We start from the raw sequence: 23,618 nt of genomic DNA, 5'->3' as shown, positions 1-23,618 counted from the left end.
GGGATACTGCGTGGCCAGTTGCAGCAGGGTCACGGCCCCGCCGCTCGTGCCGACGAAGTTTGCCGGCGCGCCGGTGAATGTGTCGACCAGTGCGGCAGGTCTCCAGCGAGGACTTCAGGCGTCAGCGCAGCCATTCCGCGCGTCACGCGACTGGCCCCGATGCCGCGAGGATCATGGGTGCCGACGGTGAACTGCCTAGCAAGCTCGTCCGCGAGAGCTGCGAACCCAGCTCGCCCTGCCGGCGCGCCGACGAGCAAGAGCAGTGGTCCCTGCCCCTGGACGCTGTAGGCGATCGTTGGTTCGGGTCGCTCAAGAACGTCCAGGGAGTCGGATACGTGATGGGTACAGCCCGCGATCTTGCAGGTGACCACATCGAGGGCACGGTCCAGTGCTTCACGGCGTTGCTCTACTCGACGGCGATGCGCAGTGAGCAGCTCCAGCCGCAACCGCGATGGGTCGGTGGCTTCGGAGTCGGCGCCGGTGAACTGCGCGATGTCGCCCAGCGGCATTGCTGTCTCGCGCAATCGAACCAGCATGCGGATCAGGTCGACATCGGTAGCGACGTACTGACGACGCCCAGCAGTGTCACGCCGTGGGGCAGGCAAGATCCCCTGTCGCTCGAAGTACCGCAGTGTGTCGGGTTCAAGACCGGTACGCGCGTCGACCTCTCCGATGCCGAACTGCGGCCTGAGTGGGAGCTCGATCGATGCCTCCGGTCAGTACATCTGGACCCGGAGGTGATCGCGGCTCCCGAGACCAGCAGCCTCGCACAGCGCAAGCTCGACGGGAGACGACGTCGGCAGCCTGGGGCGCTCAACGACCGCTCGGGTTGATCACCCCACGTCTAGCAGCGCAGTCAGATGACCTTCGGACGATGGCTTACGCCTCCTCGTCGACCCAGCTCATGAGCTTACGGAGCTCCTTGCCGGTGGTCTCCAGCAGGGACTCGCTGTCGGCCTTCTTGTACTCGTTGTACTTGGGCAGACCGTTGTGGTACTCGGCCATCCACGCCTTGGCGAAGGTGCCGTCCTGGATCTCGGACAGGACCTTCTTCATCTCGGCCTTGGTGGCGTCCGTGATGATGCGCGGGCCGGTGACGTAGTCGCCCCACTCGGCGGTCTCCGAGATGGACCAGCGCATCTTCTCCAGGCCGCCCTCGTACATGAGGTCGACGATGAGCTTCAGCTCGTGGAGGCACTCGAAGTACGCGATCTCCGGCTGGTAACCGGCCTCGGTCAGCGTCTCGAAACCGGCCTTGACCAGGGCGGCTGTACCCCCGGCCAGGACAGCCTGCTCACCGAACAGATCGGTCTCGGTCTCCTCGGTGAAGGTCGTCCTGATGACGCCCGCCCGGGTGCCGCCGATGCCCTTCGCGTACGAGAGGACCAGCGGAAAAGCGTCCCCCGTGGCGTTCTGCTCGACGGCCACCAGGCACGGGACGCCGCGGCCTTCCTCGTACTGGCGGCGGACCAGGTGGCCCGGGCCCTTCGGGGCGACCATGCAGACGTCGACGTTGGCCGGCGGCTTGATGAAGTCGAAGCGGATGTTCAGGCCGTGGCCGAAGAACAGCGCGTCGCCGTCCTTGAGGTTGTCCTTGACGGACTCCTCGTAGACCTGGGCCTGGATCGGGTCCGGGACGAGGATCATGATGACGTCGGCCTCGGCGGCGGCCTCGGACGGGGTCACCACGCGCAGGCCCTGCTCCTCGGCCTTGGCCTTGGACTTCGAACCCTCGTGCAGACCGACACGGACGTCGACACCCGAGTCACGCAGCGACAGCGCGTGGGCGTGCCCCTGGCTGCCGTAACCAAGCACCGCGACCTTACGGCCCTGGATGATGGACAGGTCGGCATCGTCGTCGTAGAACAGCTCGGCCACTGAGTCTTCTCCTTGGTGTGCAGGTGTCGCGCCCCACCGCGTGCCGGCGAGGAGGAAGGGAAGGGAAATCTGAGGGGTGCTCGAAGGCCGCCCCTGGTCGATTGTCCCGAAGCCACGGGCCTGGCAGGGCGAAACATGCGGATCGCCCTGCCAGGCCCGTACCGCCTCTTCGGCCCCAGGGGGATATGCCGTCGTGGCACGGCGCGTGGGTGACGAACCCGGGGCTCGAGGCCCGAGCACGTCACACGGTCAGCCGCGAGCCGCCGCGGCCGCGATGATCCAGTTCCTGAACTCCACGGCGAAGTGCCGGAGGTGGTGTTCCAGGACGTCCCGCGGGCACGACGTGGGCAGGTAGACGGTGAGACTCGAGGTGAAGCCCTCGTCGGTCTCCCCGAACTGGATCAGGACCCGCCCGACGACCGTGCCGTCGGAGAGGAAGAGGTTCGTGGCCTTCTTGTACGGAAAATCGGCCTTCGGGAGCAGCTCGTCCGCGTCGTCGGCCCAGGCCATCGCTTCCGCTGCCCAGTCCCCGAGGTAGAAGGAGCAGATGTGGGGGCCGACGTTCTCCACCACATGGACCGAGCCGTTCGCCTGGCCGACCATCACGTAATGCTCCGGCTGTGCCGAAAGGAGCACCTCCTCGTCGGCGAACGCCTTGTCCATCCAGGCCACGAACTCACCCGCCCCGAGGCCCTTCGTCGAGAGCACCGTCGTCCCCCCGGCGAAGCTGCCGCCCGAGGCTTGAGCGCTTTCCCGCAGGAAGGCGTTGCCTTCGTCGATGTCTGCGGCCAACAGGTCGAGCAGTCCCCGCCGGCCCAGCCGCGCACGGAAGCGGCCCAGTGCTCGGCGTGCGTAGAACAGCTCGAAGTCGTCGATGCTCCCGGCGCCCGTCGGCCCTGAAACGAGTGCCACGTCTGCCGGTGCTGAAGTAGGACTGTCAGTCATTTTCAGAACCTCACTCGGATGCGAACGTGTACTCACATTCGCAATAGTAGAAGTGCGTGCTCGACTCCTGTCAAGGACTCGGACGCGGCGATGGTCGATACGACATGCGCGTCGCGAGGGATGAGCCGACCCACCGCGCGCAGTGCCAAGAACCCAGCAGGCGCGCAACGCCGCGGCCCTGGCCTGCATCCTGCACGCCTCCGAAGAGCTTGTTTCAGAGCTCGGCCTGCTGGACGTGACGATCAGCGGCGTCGCGGGGCGCTCGCCATCACCGCGTTCCACCGCCTGCCCCTCGATGCGGAACTGCCCTGCACCGGTCAGACCCGGCGCGCCGACCCGGACACGGCGCTGGACAGGTTGGCACACACCGTCCTCGGCGCCTGCTTCCACCACTCGATCCGCCAGAACCGCCCCACCGACTAGGCGGCCCGGCGCCGATGCGCGGAGGACCTCAGCGAAATGGCGATCCCCTGCCTCCTGACCGGCCGCCGCCGCGCCGCTCATACCTAGGCCGAGACAGGGCGCCAGGACCGCCGCCCGCGACTTCGGTCGGTCGGTACAGCTGCTCGCCCGGGCCGGCCCGCCGGTCACCTACTTGGCCTGGATGGCCTTGAGGAAGCCGACCCTCCCCGCCTCGCTGTGCTCGCGCAGCACATTCGTCTTCATGTCGGGGTGGTGCTCGGCGTTCGGCTCGGGCACCGAAGGGTTGCCGGTCCACGACATCAGCCGGCAGACGCGGTGCCGGATGCGCCACCCCTCGTCGGTGCGGACGAGCTCGTCGTCGTACCAGCCCGTTCCCTGCCAGGTCGGACCGCCCTCGGCCCCTTCGCGCACGAGAAGCCAGTTGCCGTAGCTGAAGGCGTAGGCCTTGTCGCCGTCGACGTGCACCAGATGACCCATCATCGTGTGCTGATGACCGGTCAGGCTCTCGTGGAACTCCGCGAAGGAGCGCTTGAAGGTGGCGAGGCCTGACCACGCGTTCCCGGCAGGACCGAATTCGGCTGTCACATCCTCCGCGAAGACGCGGTCGAACAGGTCCCATTGGTGGGCGTCGAGTGCGAGGCCGTAGAGGTTCAGGACCTCGATGATCGCAGCCTTGTCGTGTTCAGCCATGCTTGCGCTCCTCGTCGTCAATAAGCGAATGCCGGCCGAGACCGCCACCCGCCGCACAGGGGTTTCATCGCGTCGCCTCCGCGCCGGCAGCTCGCGACGAGGCCGGTCGAACCGGCCTCGCGACACAGGGACACAACGCTGAAGGGGATCGCACCTCGCCGACCGGACGCACACTCCTCAGCTCGGCGTCCGCACGCACCGGCGGGTGCCATCACGCTGACCGGACGGCGGGTGATGTCACTCTCGGCTCTTCTCTTCCACCTCGGCCGCCCGGCACCCGGGCTGCACCTTTCCCGCACAACGACCCAGGGGCCGGAGCGAGTGGCGGAGATGGGGACCATCATCAGGAGCCACAACAGGCCTGTCAACACTTTGCGCCAGGCCGAACAGTCAGACCTCCCGGGTGAAGGACAGGGGGGACATTGGCACACACGAGCATCGCTCGACGCCCACCCAGTCGTGAGCAAGCATGAGAGATAGAGTCGCAGGTGACCCGACGGGCTGGACGCCACCCCGGCTCATCCGCACGCGACGGATCAGCTCTGGCCGAACAAGAGAAAATGTTGACACTCTGTCCTACCTTCTCTTACGGTGCCGGTGGTGGGCCCTACGACAGAACCGACCTCGTGATCCAGGCCGAGGGTGCCGCAGACGACGACACCCGGCCCCGGGAGCCGCCGATCGTCCGCGCCGAGGACCGGACCGGGCACAACGGAATCAACGTACGCCCTGGTGTCTCCCACCCTGAGCCGCCACCCGTGCGCGCCACATCGCGACGAGTCCGACGTAGCCGTACGACCGCCTTGGTCCAGGTGGGCACGCGGAGCACCTCCACGACACGGTCTGCACCGTGGGAGCGCCCCGAAAAACGGCCACGGCAGCCCGTAGCGGCCTCGGGAAACAGGCACCGACCGCACCTGGCGTCGCAGACCCCGGCCTTCCACCCACAAGAACGAAGCACAGGAGATGACCACGATGGTTGCGAGCCACGACACGTCCGAGGCACTGGCGTCGATCCTCACCAGGGTCCGCGCGCTGGGACCCACCTTGCGCAAGCGTGCGCTCGACGCCGAGCGCGCCGGACGCCATTCGGACGAGACCATCGCCGACCTGGACGCCACCGGTGCTTTCGCCATCGGCAGCCCTGCTGAGTTCGGTGGCTACGAGTTGACCGTCCGGGAGCAGCTCGACGTCGTCTCCGAGGTCTCGAAGTGGGACGGTTCGTGTGGATGGAGCGTGTGGGTAGGAGCGTCCACGAACTGGATTCCCGCCGGTTCGGGTGCGCGCGTCGTCGAAGAGGTCTACGGATCCGGGTGGGTGGGACCGCGGGTCGCCGGCTCGAGCCACTTCCCGGCCTCCAAGGGGCGCGCACAGCGGGTCGAGGGCGGTTGGGTCATCACCGGCGGCCCCTGGACGTTCGGAAGCGACTCCCTCTGGGCGCCCTTCACCAATCTAGGCTGCATAGCCGACGACGGCGACGGCCCCTACCTCCTGGCCGTTCAGGTTCCGCGCGACGAGCTGCGCTCCCTCGACGACTGGCAGGTCGCCGGAATGCGCGCCACCGGAAGCGTTTCTCTCACCCTCGTGGGCGATGAACTCTTCGTGCCCGAGCATCGTTGTGTCGACTTCCGTCACATCGCGGGCGGGACGATCGACAACGGCCTCAAGGGCTCCCTGTGGAAGGCGCCCTCACTCGGCTGGGCCTTCAGTCTGATGGCGGGGATGTCCATCGGCCTCGCGCACGGCGCGCTGGAGAGGTTCCTCGAGCGTTCCGCCGGCCGGCCGATCCGCGGAACCACGTACAAGAACCAGTTGGAAGCGCCCTCCACGCACCTGATGCTCGCCGAGGTGCATTCCAAGATCCAGTCCGCGACTCTGTCCGCTCGTGCCAATGCCGAGGAGACCGACCGGCTCGGGGCGCTCGCTGCAGCGGGGACACCAGCCGATCCGGAGTACATGCAGATGTTCAGTGCCCGGGTCCTCGTCGAGACGGCGTACGCGGCCAAGTGGTGCGCGGAGGCGATCGAGCTCATCCAGAGGAACTCCGGCTCGACCGCGATCATGGAGAGCGAGCCGATCCAGCGGGCCTGGCGCGATGCACGTGTCATCACGCTGCACGGTGCCCTCAACCTCGAGGCTCTGTCCGAGAACTACGGCAGGCTGATGGCCGGGGTCCAGCCGCACAAGTTCGCGGGGATCACGACACTCGATCGCTTCACCCCGGTCGCGCCCGGCAAAGTCTGAGCGGAGGGGGCCGGCTCCTCGCCGCGTCGGACCGGCCCTCATCCTGACAGTTCCTGCTCCGCCCAGATGGTCTTGCCGGTCAGTCCGTACCTGCTCCCCCAGCGGCGACTGAGCTGGGCCACCAGGAACAGCCCGCGACCGCCCTCGTCGGTGGTGCGGGCTCGGCGCATGCGTGGCTGGGTGTTACTCGGGTCGGTGACCTCGCACAGGAGTACATCGGCGCGGATCAGGCGCAGGCCCACGGGGCCGCCCGCGTACCGGACGGCATTGGTGACCAGTTCACTGACGATCAGTTCGGTCGCGAAGGCCTGCTCCTCAAGTCCCCATTCGGCCAGCTTCCCGGTCACTGCCGCTCGCGCCGAGGCCACCGCCGCCGGGTCGGCCGGGAAGTCCCAGCAGGCCACGGCATCCTCCTCCAGCGCGGAGGTACGGGCGAGGAGAAGGGCGGCGTCGTCGGGCTGCGGTGGCCCGCCGGCGTCGTTCATCAGGGTCTGAGCAAGCGCGGGAAGGCTGTCCTCCTGGCGCCGGAGCTCCGCGAGCCGTTCCGCGAGGTCACGTGTGGAGCTGTCGATGTCGGGTCCGTACCGCTGGAGCAGGCCGTCGGTGTACAGGGCCATGACGCTGCCCGGGGGCACGTCGATGGTGGTCGTCTCGAAGGGCAGGCCCCCGACGCCGAGCGGCGGCCCCGGTCGGACGACCACCCGCACGGCACGGTCGTCCGCCACGGCCAGGATCGGCGGTGGTTGGCCCGCCGCGGCCATCGTGCAGCGTCCGGTGACCGGATCGTGCACGGCGACGAGACAGGTGGCGCCGACCATGTCGCGGTGTGCGGGATCCGCCTCGCCGGCCAACCGGGTCACCAGGTCGTCGAGATGGGCCAGCAGTTCGTCGGGGGCCAGTTCCAGGTCCGCCAGCGTCTGCACGGCGGTACGCAGTCGCCCCATGGTGGCGGTGGCGTGGAGTCCGTGGCCGGTCACGTCTCCGACGACGAGGGCGGTCCGGAGCGAGGGGAGCTCGATCGCGTCGAACCAGTCGCCACCGATCTCGGCTCCGCCTCCCGCGGGCAGATACGCGCCCGCCGTCTCCATGACCCGGGTGGAGGTGTGCGTCTGTGGCAGCAGGCGCTGCTGGAGTGCGGCGGCGGCACGCTGCTCACGGGTGTAGCGGCGGGCGTTGTCCACGCCCAGGGCCGCGTGAGCGGCGATCTCGGTGAAGAGGGCCGCGTCCTCCTCATCGAAGGGCTCGGTCCGATCGATGCGCCAGGCGACCACGGCTCCCAGCACCAGGCCGCGCGCGAAGAGCGGGGCCACGGTCATCGAGTGGCCGCCGTCGGGTGCTGCGAGTCGCACATGGGCCGGATCGGCCAGGCCACGTTCCAGGGTGACCCGGTCGGTCACGATGGTGCGGCCTTCCTGCAGGTCACGGATCATAGGCACATCAGGGAAGGGCGGCACCGGTTCGCCGAAACCGAGCATGCCGGCCGGCCACGAGCCGTGCGCGACGCGGCCCGCCGCCCTGCGCAGGTGGAGATTGCCCCCGCCGAAGGTCTTCGGCGGTTCGTCACCCTTGAGCACCACGTCGGCCAGGTCGACCCACGCGAGATCGGCGAAGTCGGGTACCAGCGTGTCGACGATCTCCTCCGCCGTCCTGCTCGCATCGAGCGTGCCGCCGATGTCCGCCGCCGCACGGTGGCGCAGTTCGCGCCGGCGTTCGGCCGCCCAGTGCTCCGTGGCGTCGGTGAACAGGACGGCGACGCCCGTGGGCCGCCCCCGTTCGTCCTCCGTCCGTACGGCGGACACGGACAGCGACCAGTCGCCGTGCGGCGCCCGGGCGGACCTCACACGCTGCTCGCTCGCGACCAGGGGCACGCCTGTCTCCAGGACGCCCCGCAGGGCCACTTCGACGTCGGCCGCGTCGGCCGGGTGCATCACGTCGGCCAGGCGGCTGCCCTGGGGGAGACCCGGTCCGGCGAACGCGCCATGCCTCACGTTGGCCCGCACCACCGCGAGATCGGTGTCACGGAGGACGAAACCGATGCTGTCCTGGCCGAGCAGGGCCCGCGACAGGGCCCCGTCCCACTGTGCCTCGGAAGCCTGGTCCGCCGGGGCGGCCAGGATCAGCGTCGGCTCAGGGATCCGTAGCCTTTCGGCGCGGTAGCAGACGCTGATCGCCTCGCCGGAACCGCACAGCAGGCTGATCTCACCCGTGTCCGGCAGCCCGGCGGAGGGGTCGGCGGCGCTGGGCTCGGCCAGCAGCCGGAGAACGGAACGCCCCAGGACGTCTGCGGCCTGTTGCTCCAGAAGATCCTCAGCGGCGCGGGACAAGCCTGTCACGACACCACGACGATCGATGAGTACAGCCGCCACCTCGGTCGGCGACGCGCGGTCTCCCGCCCTGCTCACTCCCATGATGCCGTCACCGCCTCCCATCGGGTCGGTGGACCCATCATGTCGCGACGCCGGGCCCTTCGCCTTCCCGCGGCATTCCCGTACCGCGCTCGGGAGACGTGATCGCCCATCAGCCTGGAATGCCAGTATAGAACCCATTTATACGCATTCCACAAGCCCGGTCGGGCACGATGTGCGGAATCATGCCTCGGCCCCGTGGATCGGTGTGCCTGGCGTCAGTACCAGGTCGCAGGCGACTTCGAAGTAGGGGCCGGGCATCCCGTTGGCCTCTATCACGACCGGGTCCTGGCCGAGATGGAAGTCAAGCACGAGGCCGTCGGCGACACCGAAGGAGACGTCGAGCGCGAGAAGGGGATCGTCGGCGGCGAACAGGCGCTTGGTGAGGAGGTGGTGCCCCTCGGCCTCGACGCGGACGAGGATGTTCCCCGGACGCACGGGGCGACGACCGGTGGCGCGCAGCCACTCCCCGCCAGGGCCGTCGGTGGGCAGGTGGTAGCTCCGGGGCTTGACGGTGCGGAACCAGAAGGCGCCGTCGGTGCCGGTGGTGAGGAGTGCTCGCGAACCTCTCGGCGGGCTCGACGGCTCCCCCGCGCCATGGGCCTGCCAGAGACCGATCCGGGCGCCGGCCACCGGGTTCCCCCCGGCGTCGAGAACGTGCCCGTGTACGCGTGTCCAGTCACCGCCCGCCCACTGCTCCTCGGTGGCGAGCACCTCGCCCATGGGGCGCAGTGGTGCGTTGCTGAGGAGCGGGTGCTCCGGCGTTGCGGGCCCGTCCGGCGCCGGTCTGTGACGGTTCAACGCGTTGAGCAGGGTGGAGCTGCCCGTGGTGTCCGACATGAGAAGGAGCTCGTTGCGAGCAGAGGTCGTCCACTGTCCCGCGCGGGCGAGGAAGTCGAGCCCGGCCAGCCATTCTTCCCAGGTGACCTGGTTCTCGACCAGGAAGGCGTGCACGTGCATGACAAGCGATTGCGTGAGCCGGCCGATGCGTGGGTCCGGTGCGTTCATCTCGGAGAGCACGCTGACCGTGACGGCGTCCGCGCGGCTGTGGTCCGGACCGGCGGCCGGTCGGCCGGTCATGGGCGTGGAGTCAGGCGTCGCAGGGGGCGGGTCACGTTCATGTGCTCCTGTCGTGTCAGGTGTAGGCGGGCCCTCGGAGCTGCGCGGGGCACACCGGCGACCCGCCGCCGGCCCGCGGCGGGTCGCCGGTGGCAGGTCGGCATGCCGGACTTACCACCGTCCGGGCCCACATCAGGCGGTGAGGGTTCGAGGGCGTCGGCGTGCTGCGCCGCCACCCGGCGTCGCTGTCCTACGACCGCCGTTCGAGCACGCTCGTCGAGGCGGGATCGGCCTCGACCCCGCACAGCTCCCGGCCCATGTTCTCCATCCAGGTATCGATGTTGTGGGCCGCGTGCAGGCTGCCGGCACGGCAGTTCCGGGCGATCAGCTGCAGCGGCTGGCGCTTGATGATCGCCGAGGCTCCGGACGCCCGGAAGAGCGTCTCGACCGCGGCGCTGCAGGCGTCCCAGACGTAGGCGACGTCGGCGTGGAAGCGGACGACCTCGCGCTCCGTGGGATCCACCCCCGTGGCGTCGAGCCGGTCGAGCTCGGCCACCGCCGCGTCGGCCACCAGGCCCGCCGCGTGGATTTTGGCGTGGGCACGGCCGACCGTGAGGTGAGTGATCGGGGCGTCGAGCTGCCTGGCGTACGACGAGTACGGGATGCTGCGCTTTCCGAGTCCTCCGAGGAACACCTCCATGGCGTGGTCGGCCATCCCGAGTGCCACCCCCGTACCCGTCACGAGCGAGCGGGCGAGCCCTCCGCGTCGCGGCCCCAGCCCCTGCTCCGTGAGCTCGGCGATGTGGGCCGTGAGCCGCTGAGGAGTGCTGAAGCGCTCGTCCGGAACGAAGAGTTCGCCGTCGGTCGCGACGGTCTGGCTGCCGGTGGCCGCCATACCCATCGCGTCCCAGTCGTCGCGGGCGACGAGCTCTTCCTTCGGCACGAGCACCATTCCGACCTTCGCGTCGTCGGTCTCGTCGTAGAAGACGGCGAGGAAGCCGTGCGAGGCGTGCACGCTTCCCGTCGCGAACGGCCAGGCGCCCTGGACCATCCAGCCTCCGTCGACCTGCCGTGCCGTCCCCGACATGCGACGGCTGGTGCCCCCGACCGCGAAGGTGCGGTTACCGGTCCACGGCGAGGCGTAGACCGGTGCCATGACGTCGTCGGCGAAGGAGAAGCTCCACAGATTGCCTCCCGCGGCCGCCCACACCATCCACGCCGTCGCCCCGCACCCCGCGCCCAGCACCCGGTAGACGTCATGCAGTTCGCGCGTCGTGAAGTCCGCGCCGCCGTACCGCCTGGGCGTGGTCAGAGCGAACAGGCCGGCCGCGTCGAGACGTTCGACGGTCTCCTGAGGGATGCGATGCTGCTGCTCGGCGTCGGCCTGGTGCTCGCGGAGCCAGGGGCGCAGCTCCTCCAGGCGGGCGAGGATCTCCTGAGCTTGCGGCCGATCGGTGTCTGTCCTGGGTGTCATCGTCATGATCTCCTGGGTCGCCCGGCCGCCGTCACCGGATGAGGTCTCCGGCGGCCGGGCATGCTCGAAAGGGTTCTGTGTCCTGCCCGACGCCGTGTCGTCGTGTGTGTCCCGTGGACCGGGCGTCGGCGGGATGCGCATGGCTGTCTCTTGACGGAGAGGGCGCGGTACGACTCTCTGCACGCGCCGAAATGTTTCGAGTCAGGCGGGCCACGCACGGTCCGTCAAAGGCGGCCCACCGAAGCCACCGACTCTCCGGAGGCTGGGGTCGCTTCCGTCGCGCCGTCCCACCGATGCGTCGGGGTGATCGTCGAACCACCCGTCCGCCGGGTACCTGTACATCCACTCGACGAGCATTCCGCGGCGCGCGATCAGCCATTTCCCGTCCCGCCGCTCGAACCTGTCGAGGTAGCGCGCCCACAGCTTGACGGTTTCGCCCTTCCACTGATGCTTCTCCGAGCCCTGGTGGTCGGCTTGGAAGTAGGTCTCGACGTGGGCGGCGTCGGGGCCGTCGAACTCCACGAGGCTGTTCCCGAGGAAGTGCATGGTCCGGACGAACCGCGGCATCTCACCCGCGAGGAACTCCACGAAGCCGTCCACCGGGCCGACATGCAGACTTTCGGGAAACTGGATCCACGCGTCGGGGTGGAAGGCACCGCGGACCAGGCTTATGTCGACACGGTCGAGGCCGCGGCAGTAGCGCAGCAGTACGTCGTGGATCTCCGCTCGGGCGCTCAGTTCCTCGATCTTCATCAGGTTCTCCCCACTCCGATTTCGCTCTCTCGGCTGCTCAGGACTATGTGTGGTGCGGTGGCGGTCGGTCGGAACCGGGCGCGGCCGGCGCACGCTGTTCCTCCGCGTCTTCCTGTCACTGCCGTCACTGGGGCGGCAGCACGGGCAGTTGCAGATAGCTCGGATGCTCCGGGCCCGTGAAGACCGTGTTCTGCGCGCCGTCGTGGCAAGAGGCGTCGTACGCGTGCCGGTTGCCGTGGCCGACCCCGGTGTACGGCTGGATGTCGAGCCGGATGCGGTGGCCCTTCCTTACCAGGCCCGTGTTCGGGATGATCTCCACCTCCACCGGTACGATCTCGCCGTCCCGCAGCGGGGCGTGGTCCGCGCGCAGGTGCGTGTGCTTCGGCCGGAAATCGGTCGACCGCTCGGTGTCCAGGGCGCGGTGCGACACCTTGAGCCAGCCCTTGGCCAGCGGATAGAGATGGGTGGAAACGCCGGGGATGACCGCCGGGCCGCTGAAGTCGACTTCCCTGTTCTCCTTGTCCAGCACGCGCAGAGCCACGAAGAGGTCCATGTCCTCACTGGTGGATGCCACCCACACCACGAGCTTGCTGTAGCCGGCAAGCACGGTGTCCTCCTCCAGCGGCGCACTGATGAAGGTGGCGCCGTGGCGGCAGGGGGCGATGGTCATGGCGTTCTCCCCGGCGACCGGTGCCTGCGGCACCACCGGGGCCAGCGGGTCCACCTGGGCCGAATAGGTCACGGACCGCTCGGCCTCGGGGACCGTGGTCGCCAGTCGCAGCGTGTTGCCGCTGGGGACGCGCCCGTCCAGGTCGGAGGGCGACGCGTCCAGGTACCACTTGACGTACCGGGTGCGTGCGACCGGCCACTCCTGCTCCTCCTGGACGTACGACGCACCTCGCCCTGTCCGTATCTCCAGGCGTACGGGCGGCTTGTCCATGATCCCGTTGTCGATTTCCTTGAGCCAGTGGTCGAAGAACGCCACGTGCTCGTCGGCCGCTGCGGCGGAGTAGGACTTCATGAACCAGTCCTCCCAGAAGTCGATCTTCTTGTTCTTCGTGGGAGTGTTCAGATAGGTCTCGCTGCTTCCGAGTTGGTGGAAGTGGGCGGGGTGCGTCGTCACCGCGACCGTCCAGAGAGGCACCGTCACCTTGCTGAGGTCCGGACTCATCAGGACCTCGGACCGCGGGCCGAAGACCGCTGAGGGGTCGGAGTCCTTGAAGGGATTGGCCCTGGCCATCGCCAGGAAGTCCTTCGCGTCGACCTCGCCGCAGACCGCGGGCGCGATCCCCTTCTCGAACCAGAAGGGGAAGAACTCCTCGTTGAGGATGCCCCCGGTGTAGATGACCTCCTCGTAGAGGTCTGCATCCGTGCCGATGGCGATCATCGCCTTGAGGTGCGGCGGTCGAAGGCTCGCCACCGCGTGCTGGTTGACCGCGTAGTACGACATACCCCACAGACCGACGTTCCCGTTGGACCAGGGCTGCACCCCGGCCCACTCGATCGCGTCGTAGAACGCCTCGGCCTCGTCGATCCCCCAGATGCCGAGGGTGCCCGGACTCTTGCCCGCCCCGGGGCTGTCCACGCGTACGAGGGCGTAGCCCCGGGGGATCCATGTCGCCGTGTTGATGCTTTCGTGGTTCTCGTACTCGTATCCATCGGGATTGCCGGAGAAGTACCGCTCTTCCATCACCTCGTGCCGCTCGGCGTCCCGCTCGTCGCAGATGGTGTGGTGGACGAACGCCCTGCCATACACACCGCAGTTCATGACGACCGGGACCGGATCATCGTGGTCCGGACGGTAGACGTCGGCATAGACGAACGAGCCGTTCCGGAGAGGGATCTTGACGTCCCGGTATCGGCGGATTCCGAGTAGGTTCCGGCGCACCTCGTTGCGCGCGGCGGCTGCCGATGTGAGGGTGCGTGGCGTGGCGTCCCTGAAGGCCTTGGCCCGGTTCAGGTCGTCGAGCAGTCCCGAGACGGCCGGATCGTCGGTGAACGCCTGGATGAGGTCGGCCGGCCCCGGTGCGAGGGTCGTCTGGTTACGGAAGTGATGACCCGGTCGCCCACGAGCGCGTGGATTCCAGGCGTCAGGGTGACCCCGCCGTCCAGGTCACCGTCCCTGTCGAGCGAGTACACGAAGCGGGCGATGTTGGTCAGGCCCGGATCGGCGAGTTTGCCTGGATTCCCGGCGACTCGCGCGACGATGTCGGCAAGGGTGAGGCGTGCGGCGCCTCGCGCGGCGCCTATCAGGACGGACCCGACCGAGAAGGCGATGATCTCGCCGTCCCGGTAGGCGAAAGTCCCGTCCTGGTCCGTGAGTCCCGCACACGTGGGAGTCTCGAATCGCAGCCCTGCGATGGGGCCTGCGAACCTTCCTGTACGCAGCATGATCGTCTGCTTTCGGGGTTGGAGCGCCGGCATGGCCCGCCTTGACCGGAACCACGCCCTGCGAAAGCCGTGTCGAGGGAAACTCGTGACAGCTGTGGTGGTCGGCGGCTGTCCACGTCGCCCTGACCGCTCTGCCGAGGGGCTGCATCGCCCATGAGGCCTTCAGAACAAGGCCCCGCATGTCCTGGGCAATTCGAAGCCTGCTGGACTGATACTCGAATACACCGTACATTAAGAGGTATGTCAAGTAGCGGAGCACTTCCTGTCCCTCAGGAGATCGTCGATGCCACCATCCGGGCCGCGGACGCGCGAGGCGTTCCTGCGGCGGAGGTGACCGTGCGCGACATCGCCCAGGAAGCCGGAGTCTCCCGCAGCACGCTGCTGCGCCGGCTCGGCGGCACCCGTCAGGCTCTGGACGAGGCGCTGCGCGCCGCAGGCGTCGAACCGGGAGGGCGGAAGCCAGTGAGGGAACGCGCCATCGAAGCCACAGCCGCCCTGATCAGCGAGCAAGGGCTGGGGACAGTGACCTTCGAACGGGTGGCAGCCGCGGCCGGGTGCTCCGTGCCGAGCCTCTACGCGACGTTCGGCGGGCGGGACGAACTGCTGCGCGCGGTGTTCGAGCGCCACAGCCCCATCGTCGACATGGAGACCGTCCTGGCCGGACGGACCGGCGACCTGGAGGACACCGTCCGCCGGCTCTACCGACTCCTGGCCGACGCCCTCGAGCGGGAGCCCCGCGTCCTGCCGGCCCTCCTTGCGGAAGTGTTCGCCCGCCCTGGTGACGAGAACGTCCAGATGGTCTTCCGGAGCGTCACTCCTCGCCTGCTGGCCGGCGTGGGGGCATGGCTCGCCGAAGAAGCCGCCGCCGGCCGCATCCGCGACATGCCACCGCTCCTGCTCACGCAGCAGATGACCAGCCCCATTTTCCTGCATTTCCTGCTACGCCCCGTGACGAGCCGCGTGGCCGCGGCGGACCTTCCCACGGCGGACGAGACCATCGAGACGTTCACGCAGGCCTTCCTTCGGGCCGTGGCCCCGCCCCCTTCCGGGGACGGGGCTGCCTGACTCCTCTCGGCGCCGTTCGGCACCTGTCACATCCGGGACGTCGGGGGCGGAGATGCGAAGCCGCTCCAGGCTCGCCCCTCCTCGCCCGGCTCCTCCGAGTGGGTCATGCGCTTCGTGGACGATCTCGACGCCAGGCTCGCCACCCACCCGAGGAGGAAGCCCACCGGGACGGACGCCAGGCCTGTCGTGTCCAGCGGGAACCAGGCGAAGTCGGCATCGGGCAGGATCGAGTCGGGGCTTCCCGAAACGGCCGGCCCGAACAGCTGCAGCACGGCGCAGCAGCCGATGCCGCCGTAGACACTCCAGAGCATGCCTGCGCGCGTGTAACCCGACCAGAACAGGCCGAGGACGAGCGAGGGCAGGATGGCCGCCGCCGTGGCCGCAATGGCGAAGTGGGAGAGGGAGACGACGTTTCTCCCTTGCAGCCCGACCGCGAGCACCACGGCCAGCGCTCCTACGGTCGCGCCGGACCAGCGCATCAGCTTGATCTCGGTCGCCATCGACCGTCCACGGCCGAAGATGTCGTGTGCCAGTGACGCCGCCGACGAGAGGGTCAGGGCCGCCACGACCGTGAGGCTGGTGAGGAAGATCATCGAGACCGTCAGAGCGAGAATCGCGCCGCCGCTGGAACCGTCGGCAGCCAGCTGGAGAGCGAGGAGCGGGATCGCGGCCAGACCCTCCGGGTCGGCGGCCGCAAGACTCTTGGCCCCGATGAGCGCCGTCGCACCCAGGCCCAGCAAGATCGCCAGCCCGGAGAAGGCGGCGACCAGGCCGATGGAGTACGTGACCGTGCGGCGCGCGGACACGTCGTCGGCGGCGGCCTTGAGACGCATCAGGATGTGAGGGGCCGCTCCGGCGCCGAGAACCACGGTGACCAGTGCGGAGATCTGCGACAGGGTCCCCGCAGGTCCGTCGCCGCGGAGGAGTCCCCCCAGGTGGAAATGCCCGGGATCGGTGCTCCCACGCCCCGCCGCGTCGAGCAGCCGGCCGGGATTCCAGCCGAACTCGTCCAGCACCTGTCCCGCCAGGACCGTCATGGCCAGGAGCAGCACGACGGTCTTGATCACCTGGAGGGCGGTGTTGCCCCGCATTCCGCTGACGGACGCGGCACTGATCATGATCCCGCCGATGAGGGCGGTGCAGAACTGCGCGGCCGGCCCGATGTCGGACAGGCCGAGCAGGAAGGAGACGGCGGAGCCGGCCACCACCAGTTGGACCACCGTCAGCGGGAGGCAGAAGCAGAGTGTCGCGACGGTACCCGCCACACGCGCGGCGGCACCGGGAAAGCGGGCGTCCCACGTGTCACCGAGAGTGAACTGGCCCGCGGTGCGAAGCGGTTGGGCGAGCAACAGCAGAACCCCGAGCGCCCCGACCCCTCCGACCGCCAGGGCGATGCCACCGAACCCGGTGAGTGCCACCGAACCCGTGACGGAGAGCAGGGTGACGACCGAGATGTAATCACCGGTGAGCGCGAGGGCGTTGGGCAGTGGCCGTAGGGACCTGCCGGCGACATAGACGTTTCTGGTGCCGTCGGCTTCCACTCCGTACAGCAGGTACAGGAGCACGGCGAGACAGACGATCAGGAGGAAGGCCACCAGCGGCAGGGCCCCGAGGGCCTGCCCGGCGGCGAGTTGACCGGCCAGGTCGGTCATCGCCCACCCCCTGCACACCCGGAAGGCGAGAGCCGCCGTCTTCGGTGCTGCACACCCACGCACGGGGTGGCGGCTTGGCGTTGCTCGTCGCGCTCCTGACGAGGTGACGGCACGGGCCCGGACCTCATCTCGAAAAGCGGACGCCGGGACGGATTCATGAATGCTCCTGTTGCTTACCCAAGGGAGAGCCGGCCGGGAGTGGCCGGCGCGAGAGCCGGCGATCGGTGCCGAAGAGGGCAGCGATGTGGGCGGCGTGAATGAGTGCGGCGAGAAGCGGCGTGGCCGCTGGAATGTACGGCAGTGCGCGCGGGGTTGCCGTCGGCGCAGGAATAGGCGACGCCCCCAGGGGCAGCGGCCTGGGGTCAGCATGAAGGTTGACGGGCGTCAGTGCCAAGACCTGAGTGACAGCCAGAAGCGATCTCGTGACCTTGCATATGTCAAAGGCACATGACCGGAGCCGCAACCCTGGACTGATACCTGGATACACGCTACATTTACGCGAATGCCATCCTGGCGAAACGGCGGAAGGCACGACCACCCACGCCGTGCGGAACGTCGCTCCACCGGGAGCCTCCGCCGCACTCCCGGCCTCCGGCCGAAACGGGGCCGACGGGCCCGGGGCGAGGTGCCGCATTCCGCCGGGGCCCGGTCGGCCGTGGTCCGCACCTCGCACGGGAGCCCAAGCATGGAGTCGACGGAGAAAGTGAGCGGATATGTCTGCATCACGGGTCGCTGACGCGGCCGGTGACGGTGTGTCGATCGCGAGCCTCGCCAAGGAGGAGCGGCGGTTCGCACCGCCTGCCGATCTGGCCGCGAACGCCAACGTCACGGTGGAGGCGTACGAGCAGGCCGAGGCGGACAGGCTGGGCTTCTGGGCCGAGCAGGCCCGCCGCCTGACCTGGGCCACGGAGCCGACCGAAACGCTCGACTGGAGCAATCCACCCTTCGCGAAGTGGTTCGCGGACGGCAAACTCAACGTCGCGTACAACTGCGTCGACCGCCATGTCGAGGCGGGCAACGGCGACCGGGTCGCGATTCATTTCGAAGGCGAGCCCGGCGACAGCCGCGCGATCACCTACGCCCAGCTGAAGGACGAGGTCTCCCGCGCCGCCAACGCGCTGACGGAGCTCGGTGTCGGCAAGGGCGACCGGGTCGCCGTCTACCTGCCGATGATCCCGGAAGCCGCCGTGGCGATGCTGGCCTGCGCCCGTATCGGCGCAGCCCATTCGGTGGTCTTCGGCGGCTTCTCCGCGGACGCCATCGCCGCCCGCATCCAGGACGCCGACGCCAAGGTCGTCATCACCGCCGACGGCGGCTACCGCCGCGGCAAGCCCTCCGCGCTCAAGCCCGCGGTGGACGACGCAGTCTCGCGCATCGACAGCGTCGAGCACGTCCTGGTGGTCCGCCGCACGGGGCAGGACACCGCATGGTCCGAGGGCCGGGACGTCTGGTGGCACGAGATCACCGCCCGGCAGTCTGCCGAGCACACGCCCGAGGCGTTCGACGCGGAGCAGCCGCTCTTCATCCTCTACACGTCGGGAACCACGGGTAAGCCGAAGGGCATCCTGCACACGTCCGGGGGTTACCTGACCCAGACGGCCTACACCCACCATGCGGTCTTCGACCTCAAGCCCGAGACGGACGTGTACTGGTGCACCGCCGACATCGGCTGGGTGACCGGACACTCGTACATCGTCTACGGACCGCTGGCCAACGGCGCGACCCAGGTCATGTACGAGGGCACGCCCGACACCCCGCACCAGGGGCGCTTCTGGGAGATCGTCCAGAAGTACGGCGTGACGATTCTCTACACCGCGCCGACGGCGATCCGGACGTTCATGAAGTGGGGGGACGACATCCCCGCCAAGTTCGATCTGTCGTCGCTGCGTGTGCTCGGCTCGGTGGGTGAGCCGATCAACCCCGAGGCCTGGATCTGGTACCGCAAGCACATCGGCGCCGATGCCTGCCCGATCGTGGACACCTGGTGGCAGACCGAGACCGGCGCCATGATGATCTCGCCGCTTCCCGGGGTCACGGCGACGAAGCCCGGCTCCGCCCAGCGGGCCCTGCCCGGCATCTCGGCCACCGTCGTCGACGACGAGGCCCATGAAGTGCCGAACGGCGGGGGCGGCTATCTCGTCCTGACCGAGCCGTGGCCGTCGATGCTCCGCACCATCTGGGGCGACGACCAGCGCTTCCTCGACACCTACTGGTCGCGCTTCGAGGGCAAGTACTTCGCCGGCGACGGTGCCAAGAAGGACGAGGACGGCGATATCTGGCTGCTCGGCCGGGTGGATGACGTCATGCTCGTGTCCGGGCACAACATCTCGACCACCGAGGTCGAGTCGGCCCTCGTGTCGCACCCCTCCGTCGCCGAGGCAGCCGTGGTCGGCGCCAACGACGAGACGACCGGTCAGGCCATCGTCGCCTTCGTGATCCTGCGCGGGACGGCCACCGCCTCGGAGGAGCTGGTCGCAGAGCTGCGTAACCACGTCGGCACCACGCTCGGGCCGATCGCCAAGCCCAAGCGCGTCCTGCCGGTGGCGGAGCTGCCGAAGACCCGCTCCGGCAAGATCATGCGCCGCCTGCTGCGTGACGTCGCCGAGAACCGCGAGCTGGGAGACGTCACCACGCTCACCGACTCCTCCGTCATGGCACTCATCCAGACACAACTGCCCTCGGCAGCGAACGAGGACTGAACAGGGCGTCCCCCTGCCGTACGGCAGGGGGACGCCACGGAGAAAGAGAGCTGGCAGCGCCGCAGCTACTGACCGGAGGCGACAGCCAGGGCCCGGCGGATTCGCGCGGGTTCATACGTAGGTGCCGCGATGGAGAGCACGACGAGAGCAGTACGGCCCAGATGAGCCGCCAAGGCCTGGGAAGCGGCACTGGCATCACGCGCCTTCACCGCATCGGCGATCACGCGGTGCTGTGCGCTCGTCTCCGCCCGCCATTCGAGCGGGTTCCATGAGACGAACGCGAGGCGGTAGCGCGTGGCGTGGTCCGACAGCAAGGCGAGCTCCCGTTCCATGCGCGGACCGGACGGGTGCACCAGGGCCCGGTGGAACAGCTCGTGCGGGCATTCCCACTGCTCGACGTCGCCCGTGCGCGCCTTCTCGTCCATCTCCTCCAGCAGTTGGTCGAGCTGCTCGAGATGCGCTTCGCTCATGCGCGGTACGGCGATCCCGACCGCGAGCGCTTCGAGAGTGATGCGCATCGCGTAGAGCTCGTCGAGGTCCTCGTTGCTGAACGTGGTCACCCGGGCGCGGTGCTGGGACTCCTGCTGGACGAATCCCTCGCGCTGCAGGATCCTGAGCGCCTCGCGCAGAGGGCCGCGGCTCACTCCCAGCTTTCGGGCGAGCGCGACCTGCGACAGGGGATCGCCGGGGCGGAGGTCGCCGTGCATGATCTCGCGTCGCAGCGTGTGATGGGCCCTGCTCACCTCGTCGGGGTGAGCGAGGTCGTTCGCCACCTCGGCTGACTGAGCTGTCATGTTGTGTCGACCTTTCGTGCGTGTCCACAGGGCGCCTGGATGAGCTGCAAGGACAACCGTAGCCGACAAGCCGCTACCGCTTTGCCGACACTTCGGGTGACGTCCCACTCCATCCGCGACTCCGCCGGCCGCACCGCCTGGGAAATACAGGCTGCCCGAGCCGGACAGCACCTCTCTCCTAACTGAAACTGTCGACACTTAGGACTCGAACTGGCCCGCTCCCCCAGCGTCGACGGACAGTGCTCCTACGCGACGTCTGGCCGTGTCACAAGCGGCGACCGCACATGCAATTCCAGGCTGGGGCCGGTCAGGGGCAGGGTGCTCCAGGTCGCCGTCGCGGTTCCCGCGTCGGCGTCGACGGCCAGCCGAACGCGGTGCGGGGTGGTGATGACGTATAGATCGGCGACGTAGGTGCTGCCATGCCAGGCGCCGGCCGCGACGATCGGCCGGCCGAGCGGGGCGCTCTCCCGCCAGTCGCCGTGGCCGACCTCGATATCGAGGAGCGACTCGAATCGTACGAGCCATCCGCCGTCGGTGGGACCGACAGTGACCGTCGTTCCGTCGGGCAGGGCCGATCTCTCGGCCGAGGCGTCGAGTTTCGCGCTGACCGCCCGCCCCGGGCCGGCCGAACCCGGCACCGGCGACAAGGAAAGCTGCCGCAGCCGGTCGGCGAGGATCTCGTCGTCCTGGTTGCTTCCCGCGTGACCCACGCCGGGCAGCAGGCACTCCCAAACTGCGTCGAGCACGTCCTGGGACTCTCCTTCGGCGGTCACGGTGACAACGAGGTCGTGGGACGGGACGACCACACACTGCTGCGCATAGGAACCATGGCCGTGGAAGCCGTGCCGCGACATCCAGAACTGGTAGCCGTAGCCGTAAGAGAAGTCCGCCTGGCCCGATCCGTCCAGGATCCACTCGCTGTCGACGTGCCGTCTGGTCGCAAGCTCCACCCAACCGCGTGGGACGAGTTGTTGGTCGCCCCACATGCCCCCGCGCCGCAGCAGTTCGCCGAAGGCGGCGACGCCTTCGGTCGTGAGGTGCAGTCCATGAAATCCGAAGGCGGCGCCACTGGCTACCCGGTCCCATTCGGCGTGGTCGATGCCCATCGGCGTGAACAGGCGCTCGTCGAGGAACTCCGGGAGACCGCGGCCCGTGACCCGTTCGACCATCCGGGCCAGGATGTAGGTGGTCGAGTTGTCGTAGACGTGCCGCGTTCCCGCGGCCGCGGCGAACGGCAGGCTCAGGAAGCCTTTCACCAGGTCGTCGGGTTCCCGCTCCCAGGCTTCGGCGAGGCTGTCGGTGGAGTGCCCGGCCGTCATGGACAGCAGGTGGTGAACGGTGATGTGGCGCCCTTGCTCCGAGACGTCGGCCGGGACGCGGTCGGGCAACACGTCCACCACACGGTCGTCCAGCGAGAGCAGCCCGTCGCCGATCGCGAGCCCCACGGCGATCGACGTGAACGACTTGGTCAGCGAGTAGAGAAGGTGCGGGCGGTCGGCCGAGTACGGCGCCCACCAGCCTTCGGCGACGACGTGACCATGGTGCACGACCATGATGGAGTGGCTCTCGCCTGATCGTGCTTCGAGCCGATCCAGAAGCGCGACGATCGAGCGGGACGACATCCCCGAGGCGGCCGGTGTCGAGCGCGGCAGAAGGGAACGCTGAGAAGCCATCCGGGCACCGTACACAAATCCCTTTTCGGGCCACAGCGAATTAAGGGCGACGGTAGTAGACGCCGAGATCCCAGTCTGATTCCGGCCAGTGCTCTCCACGTGCCCGGCTGCCGCCGAGCAGTACTCCGATCACGCCCGGCACCTCGGCCAGGCGGTTGGCCATGTCTTCGATGATCGCCCGCCTGCACTGCTGCCACATGTCACAACCCGCCCTACCTACTGGCGGACGCTCTTAGTAGGTCGATGGTGTGGACCCGCCCCTGGACCGTGCCGCGGGGCCTTCGGATCCGGCTGTGCTGCGGACGGCAACGGCCCATGGGCACCCCCTGAACCCGACCGTTCATGGGGTCCCCATCGGGCGGACCAGCCGGGCCAACGGCGCCGGCGCACCTCACGGTGCCCGTGCGCCCTCGGCACCTGGCTGGCCCGGGCTCAGTGCCTCGAGGTGAGCTGGTTTTCGACGCCCCCGAAGGAAGGGCGACGCAAGGAGGAGTCACCCGCCGATCGATGCCGGTTGTCCACGACGGTGTTGCGCACCTTCCCCAGACGTTCCACCTCGACCTCGACCGTGTCCCCCGGCTGCAGTAGCTGAGGGGGCTTACGGGCGTAACCGACTCCCGACGGCGTACCGGTCGCGAGGATGTCGCCCGGGCGCAAGGACAGGGTGTGCGAGATGAGGGACAGCGTGTCTCCGACCGGGTAGATCATCTGGTCGGTTCGAGCATCCTGCACCGTCACGCCGTTGACGCGCGTCTGCAGCCTGAGGCCCTGGGTGAGGTCGCCGACCTCGGCAGCGGGCACCATCGGGCCGATGGGCCCGGACCGGTCGCCGTTCTTGCCCAGAATCCACTGGGACGTCAGCTTCTGCGCTTTGCGCGAGGTCAGGTCGTTGAACGCGGAGTACCCGATGACGGACCCCAGGGCCTCCTCGGGTGTCGCGTCGACGAGCGGTGCCCCCACCCAGGCGACGACCTCGCCCTCCCAGTCCAGGCCCTCCTCGTTGGAGGGAACGGGAACCTCCGCACCGTCAACGGTGAGTGACTGGGTCCACCGGGCGAACAGGGTGGGATAGGGGGGCAGCTCCTGGTCGCGGAAGGCCCCTTCCGCGGCGTGCTCCGAATAGTTGAGTCCGATGCAGAACACACGTGCGTCGGGAAGCACGGGCGGCACCTGCTCGACCGACGCGGCGTCGAGTGTCGGACCCCCGGGCGGCCGAGAGAGATGTCCCGCCGGGTCGGCCCAGAAATCCGCCAGTGAGGCGATGACGGTGACCCCGCCGTCGTCGGCCAGGGCCGCGACCTCCACCCCGTAATCGGCACGCGGTCGCCTGATGCCCACGATCCTCATGTGTTTTCCCTTCCTGGTCCTCGGGATGTTCCCCGGGACCCGTGTCGGTCATTGCTGTTATCGCGCCTCAGGCACCGGGCCGTCAGTCGGCCGGCGGTCCTGCACCGGACGGCGTCACTGCCGTCC

Annotated in this window: 17 protein-coding genes and 1 pseudogene; 3 read left to right on the top strand and 15 right to left on the bottom strand. The window is 68.7% G+C overall.

The genetic code is table 11. The features are described 5' to 3' along the window. Positions 1–29 precede the first annotated feature (29 nt). The 4 genes from ACIQM3_RS19380 to ACIQM3_RS19365 all read right to left on the bottom strand — a co-directional run bounded on the left by ACIQM3_RS19380 (position 30) and on the right by ACIQM3_RS19365 (position 3,936). On the bottom strand, positions 30–632 hold the full coding sequence (locus ACIQM3_RS19380; protein ID WP_401626467.1) for a MerR family transcriptional regulator: 603 nt from the start codon (positions 630–632) through the stop codon (positions 30–32). Positions 633–879: 247 nt separating this feature from the next. Beyond that, entirely contained in the window at positions 880–1,878 is a 999-nt protein-coding gene (ilvC, locus tag ACIQM3_RS19375) for a ketol-acid reductoisomerase (RefSeq protein WP_401625656.1), read from the bottom strand. A 249-nt stretch (positions 1,879–2,127) separates the two neighbouring features. Continuing rightward, positions 2,128–2,823 carry a hypothetical protein gene (locus ACIQM3_RS19370; protein WP_401625653.1) on the bottom strand — a complete coding sequence of 232 codons (696 nt, stop codon included), beginning with the start codon at positions 2,821–2,823 and terminating at the stop codon, positions 2,128–2,130. A 591-nt stretch (positions 2,824–3,414) separates the two neighbouring features. Continuing rightward, the gene (locus ACIQM3_RS19365; RefSeq protein ID WP_401625650.1) at positions 3,415–3,936 is read right to left on the bottom strand and encodes a nuclear transport factor 2 family protein; all 522 of its coding nucleotides are present in this window, start codon (positions 3,934–3,936) and stop codon (positions 3,415–3,417) included. A 966-nt stretch (positions 3,937–4,902) separates the two neighbouring features. Here ACIQM3_RS19365 and ACIQM3_RS19360 point away from each other — a divergent pair. Beyond that, on the top strand, positions 4,903–6,180 hold the full coding sequence (locus tag ACIQM3_RS19360; RefSeq protein WP_401625647.1) for an acyl-CoA dehydrogenase family protein: 1,278 nt from the start codon (positions 4,903–4,905) through the stop codon (positions 6,178–6,180). 38 nt (positions 6,181–6,218) lie between these two features. Here ACIQM3_RS19360 and ACIQM3_RS19355 read toward each other — a convergent pair whose 3' ends face one another. The 6 genes from ACIQM3_RS19355 to ACIQM3_RS19330 all read right to left on the bottom strand — a co-directional run bounded on the left by ACIQM3_RS19355 (position 6,219) and on the right by ACIQM3_RS19330 (position 14,262). Beyond that, on the bottom strand, positions 6,219–8,588 hold the full coding sequence (locus ACIQM3_RS19355) for a SpoIIE family protein phosphatase (protein WP_401625644.1): 2,370 nt from the start codon (positions 8,586–8,588) through the stop codon (positions 6,219–6,221). 180 nt (positions 8,589–8,768) lie between these two features. Continuing rightward, positions 8,769–9,665 carry a dioxygenase gene (locus ACIQM3_RS19350; RefSeq protein ID WP_401625641.1) on the bottom strand — a complete coding sequence of 299 codons (897 nt, stop codon included), beginning with the start codon at positions 9,663–9,665 and terminating at the stop codon, positions 8,769–8,771. Between the two features lie 229 nt (positions 9,666–9,894). Further along, positions 9,895–11,118: an acyl-CoA dehydrogenase family protein gene (locus ACIQM3_RS19345; RefSeq protein WP_401625638.1), complete on the bottom strand. Its 1,224-nt coding sequence runs from the start codon at positions 11,116–11,118 to the stop codon at positions 9,895–9,897. A 201-nt stretch (positions 11,119–11,319) separates the two neighbouring features. Then, a complete protein-coding gene (locus ACIQM3_RS19340; RefSeq protein ID WP_401625636.1) occupies positions 11,320–11,871 on the bottom strand; it encodes a nuclear transport factor 2 family protein in 552 nt (183 codons plus the stop codon). Between the two features lie 124 nt (positions 11,872–11,995). Beyond that, positions 11,996–13,759 carry a CocE/NonD family hydrolase gene (locus ACIQM3_RS19335; RefSeq protein WP_401625633.1) on the bottom strand — a complete coding sequence of 588 codons (1,764 nt, stop codon included), beginning with the start codon at positions 13,757–13,759 and terminating at the stop codon, positions 11,996–11,998. 68 nt (positions 13,760–13,827) lie between these two features. Next, the gene (locus ACIQM3_RS19330) at positions 13,828–14,262 is read right to left on the bottom strand and encodes a hypothetical protein (RefSeq protein ID WP_401625630.1); all 435 of its coding nucleotides are present in this window, start codon (positions 14,260–14,262) and stop codon (positions 13,828–13,830) included. 240 nt (positions 14,263–14,502) lie between these two features. Between ACIQM3_RS19330 and ACIQM3_RS19325 the strand changes: the two genes are divergently transcribed. Beyond that, complete coding sequence (locus ACIQM3_RS19325) at positions 14,503–15,327, top strand: TetR family transcriptional regulator (protein WP_401625627.1); 825 nt, start codon at positions 14,503–14,505, stop codon at positions 15,325–15,327. Between the two features lie 26 nt (positions 15,328–15,353). Here ACIQM3_RS19325 and ACIQM3_RS19320 read toward each other — a convergent pair whose 3' ends face one another. After that, entirely contained in the window at positions 15,354–16,979 is a 1,626-nt protein-coding gene (locus tag ACIQM3_RS19320) for a cation acetate symporter (RefSeq protein WP_401625624.1), read from the bottom strand. A 713-nt stretch (positions 16,980–17,692) separates the two neighbouring features. On the opposite strand from ACIQM3_RS19320, the gene acs reads away from it, so the two are divergent. After that, positions 17,693–19,678 (top strand): acetate--CoA ligase, encoded by a 1,986-nt coding sequence (gene acs, locus ACIQM3_RS19315; protein WP_401625621.1) that lies wholly within the window; start codon positions 17,693–17,695, stop codon positions 19,676–19,678. A gap of 65 nt (positions 19,679–19,743) precedes the next feature. Here the strand turns inward: acs and ACIQM3_RS19310 are convergent, their stop codons facing one another. The 4 genes and pseudogenes from ACIQM3_RS19310 to ACIQM3_RS19295 all read right to left on the bottom strand — a co-directional run bounded on the left by ACIQM3_RS19310 (position 19,744) and on the right by ACIQM3_RS19295 (position 23,492). Further along, complete coding sequence (locus ACIQM3_RS19310; protein ID WP_401625618.1) at positions 19,744–20,472, bottom strand: GntR family transcriptional regulator; 729 nt, start codon at positions 20,470–20,472, stop codon at positions 19,744–19,746. 245 nt (positions 20,473–20,717) lie between these two features. Further along, entirely contained in the window at positions 20,718–22,094 is a 1,377-nt protein-coding gene (locus ACIQM3_RS19305; protein WP_401625615.1) for a serine hydrolase domain-containing protein, read from the bottom strand. A gap of 100 nt (positions 22,095–22,194) precedes the next feature. Next, positions 22,195–22,344, bottom strand: a pseudogene (locus ACIQM3_RS19300) (nucleotidyltransferase domain-containing protein); the annotation flags it as partial. Between the two features lie 233 nt (positions 22,345–22,577). Beyond that, on the bottom strand, positions 22,578–23,492 hold the full coding sequence (locus tag ACIQM3_RS19295) for a fumarylacetoacetate hydrolase family protein (RefSeq protein ID WP_401625612.1): 915 nt from the start codon (positions 23,490–23,492) through the stop codon (positions 22,578–22,580). Positions 23,493–23,618: the final 126 nt, after the last annotated feature.

Source organism: Streptomyces sp. NPDC091271, from assembly GCF_044757505.1.
Lineage (GTDB): Bacteria > Actinomycetota > Actinomycetes > Streptomycetales > Streptomycetaceae > Streptomyces.
The sequence above is the reverse complement of the archived record's forward strand: the minus strand, read 5'-3'. Positions and strand labels throughout refer to the sequence as shown.